Here is a 3,039-nt window from a genome sequence, read left to right on the forward strand (position 1 = left end):
CTCCGGGTGGGGCTGCACTATGTCGGGCCTCCTGCCCGGCGTACCGCTCCAGGCAGCCCCGCCCGCCGCACCGGCAGGGGTGGCCGGCGGGGTCGACCGGGATGTGACCGATCTCGCCGCTCCAGCCGCGGGCGCCACGGAAGAGTGTGCCGTCGAGCATGATGCCGGCGCCGATGCCGACCTCGCCGGAGATGTGCAGGAAGCTGGTCGGCCCGGACCTGCCGGCGGACACCGCCTCGGCCCGGCTCACCGAGCTGGCCGGGGCCGGCGACCCGGCCACGCTGCACGCGCTGGCCGAGGCCGGCACGGCCCTCGGGGTGGCCGTCGCCGGCGTGGTGAACCTGCTGGACCTCGACACCGTGGTCCTCGGCGGCGGATACGCCCGACTGACCCCCTGGCTCCGGCCACCGGTGCTCGCGGAGATCTCCCGCCGCGTCCTCACCGCCGCCTGGTCACCGGTCACCGTCCGGCCGGCCGTGCTCGGCTCCGAGGCCGCGGTGGTCGGTGCGGCCGGCTCGGTGGTCCGCCGGATCCTCGCCCGACCCGCCGGCTGGCTGGCCCACCCCCGCTGAGCAGCCTCTTCCGCTGAGCCGCCTCTTCCTCGTGGGCGACCGGCCGGGTGTCTCGGTACCCTTGCTCGGAGGCAATCACCACCGACCCGAGGAGTGCACGACCAGCATGCGCAGAGGTCGACAGGCCGACGCGCCCGGCGACCGGCGGTGACCACCACCCCACGCGACGGTGTCGCCGGGCCGGTCAGCGGCGGCGGGCGGGCCGTCCGGTCCAGTTCCAGGCGAACGCCTGCCACCCCGCTGCCGGCGGACTCCCGGCTCGTCCGCGAACTGCTGGACGGTCTCGCCGAGGCCGTCGTGACGACCGACGCCGGCGGGACGGTGACCCTGGTCAACGCGATGGCGAGCGCGCTCCTGCCGGAGGTCGTCCCGGGCACCACCCTGGTCGGCTGCACACTCCCCGCACTCGCCGACGCGGTTCGCGACGGCGCGGAGGGCTTCGAGACCGACCACCGCGGCCGGCGGCTGCGCGGGGTCCGGCGTGACCTCGCCGGCGGCCGGTACGGCTGGTACGTGCGGGACGTCACCGAGGAGCGCGCCCGCACCGACTCCCTGCTTGCCGAGCGTGCCCGCACCGCGTTCCTCGCCCAGGCCGGCAGCCGCCTCGGGATGTCCCTGCACCGCGAGCAGACCCTGCGTACGACGGCCACGCTCGGTGTCCCCTACCTCGCCGACCTCGCCGTGGTGGTGCACCGCGCGCCCTCGCCGGCCGAGGACCTGCCGCACTGGGTGCGGTACGCCCAGGGTGACCCGGCACCGGTCACCGGAGTCGCTCCGGCGACCCTCACCGATACGGTGCCGGGGCTGGCCGAGGCGCTCGACGGCGACGTCACGGACCCCAGCCCCTGGCTGGACGCGCAGCTCGCCGACCTGGCCGCGCTGCTCCCTGAGGGCTTCGGGCGCCCCGGCACGGTGCTGGTCAGCCCCATGCTCAGCGCGGGACGCCCGGCCGGCGCCCTGGTGCTGGTCCGCACCGCCGGACGTGCCGGTTTCGACGAGCGCGACATCGAGCTGGCCCGGGAGTTCGCCGCCCGCGCCGGGGCCGCCCTCGGCACCGCCGAGCTGTACGGCGAACAGGCACACCTCGCCCGCGTACTGCAGAACAGCCTGCTCCCGCCCGAACTGCCCGCCGTGACGGGCGTGGCCCTGGCCGGGGGCTACCGCGCCGCCGGGGACAGCCTGCGCATCGGCGGGGACTTCTACGACGTCTTCCCCACCGCGAAGGGCGCGATGTTCGCCCTCGGCGACGTCTGCGGCAAGGGCGTCGGCGCGGCCGTGCTCACCGGCCGGGTCCGCCAGTCCCTCCAGACGTTGCGGCTGGTCGAGCAACGGCCGCTGGAACTCATGCGGCTGCTCAACCGCGCGCTCTTCGACACCCCGGACGCGGTGCGCCGCAGCCAGTTCACCACCCTCCTGCTGGGCAGCCTGGAACGCGAGGCCGACGGCGCCGTGCGGGCCCGGATCGCCGGCGGCGGGCACCCGTCCCCGTTGGTCGTCCGCCCCGACGGCACGGTCAGCCCGGTCACGGTGGGTGGGATGCCGGTCGGTGCGCTGGCCTCCGCCCGATTCGCCCAGTCCGACGTCCGGCTCGCACCGGGCGAGCTGCTGCTCGCGTACACCGACGGGGTGACCGAGGCCCGGGGTGGGCCGCGCGAGGTGGAGATGTTCGGCGAGCGGCGGCTGCACCGGGCGCTGGCCTCGGCCGCCGGGCTGCCCCCGGCTGCGCTGGTCGACCGGCTCCTGCAACTCGTCGACGAGTGGCTGGACGGGCAGGGCCACGACGACATCGCGATGCTCGCCATCTGCCCGACGGGGCCGGCGTGACCGGAGCCCGGACCGACGGCGCGGACGCGGCCGTCGAGGCGTACCTGGGCTGTCTGGACGCGGCCGACCCACCGGCGGCGATCCGGCTCGCGCTGGGGCTGCTGGACGCCGGCTGGACCGTCGCGGACGTCCTCGTCGACGTGGTGGCCGTCGCCCAGCGGGAGATCGGGCTGCGCTGGCTGACCGGGCGGTGGAGCGTCGCCCAGGAACACGCGGCGACGCACGTCACCGAGCTGGTGGTCGGCGCGGTCGCCGCACGGATACCGCCGGCCCCGGCCCGGGGGCACGTCGTGTCGGCGTGCGTGGAGGGCGAGTGGCACGCGCTGGCCGCACGGATCGTCACCGAGGTGGTCCGGGCGGACGGCTGGCGGGTGACCTTCCTCGGCGCCAGCGTGCCTACCCGGCACCTGGTCTCCTACCTGCACCAGACCGGCCCGGACGCGGTCCTGCTCAGCTGCGTGCAGCCCAACCGCCTGGTCCGGGCCGGACGGATGATCGAGGCCTGCCGTACGGCCGGGGTCCCGGTCGTGGCGGGCGGCCCCGGCTTTGGCGCGAACGGCCGCTGGGCCGCGGCGGTGGGGGGCAGCTCTGCGGCAAGTTCGCCGATGCGTTCCGCGTGGTCGAAGAGCCGATCCACGATCCG

At 76.2% G+C, this 3,039-nt stretch carries 3 protein-coding genes and 1 pseudogene; 3 read left to right on the forward strand and 1 reads right to left on the reverse strand.

The genetic code is table 11. The features are described 5' to 3' along the window. Positions 1–214: pseudogene (locus AB0I76_RS26215) on the reverse strand (ROK family protein); the annotation flags it as partial. On the opposite strand from AB0I76_RS26215, the gene AB0I76_RS26220 reads away from it, so the two are divergent. The 3 genes from AB0I76_RS26220 to AB0I76_RS26230 form a co-directional block, all read left to right on the forward strand. Next, positions 192–572, forward strand: coding sequence for an ROK family protein (locus AB0I76_RS26220; RefSeq protein ID WP_357040687.1), 381 nt, complete (start codon positions 192–194; stop codon positions 570–572). The pseudogene AB0I76_RS26215 and the gene AB0I76_RS26220 sit on opposite strands and share 23 nt — an antisense overlap. 147 nt (positions 573–719) lie before the next feature. Beyond that, positions 720–2,396: a SpoIIE family protein phosphatase gene (locus AB0I76_RS26225; protein WP_357040690.1), complete on the forward strand. Its 1,677-nt coding sequence runs from the start codon at positions 720–722 to the stop codon at positions 2,394–2,396. Then, positions 2,393–3,039 (forward strand): cobalamin B12-binding domain-containing protein (locus AB0I76_RS26230; protein WP_357040693.1); only part of this gene is annotated, 647 nt, incomplete at its 3' end. The genes AB0I76_RS26225 and AB0I76_RS26230, both read left to right, overlap by 4 nt.

Origin of the sequence: Micromonospora sp. NPDC049799 (assembly GCF_040656655.1) — a bacterium.
Taxonomy (GTDB): Bacteria; Actinomycetota; Actinomycetes; order Mycobacteriales; family Micromonosporaceae; genus Micromonospora.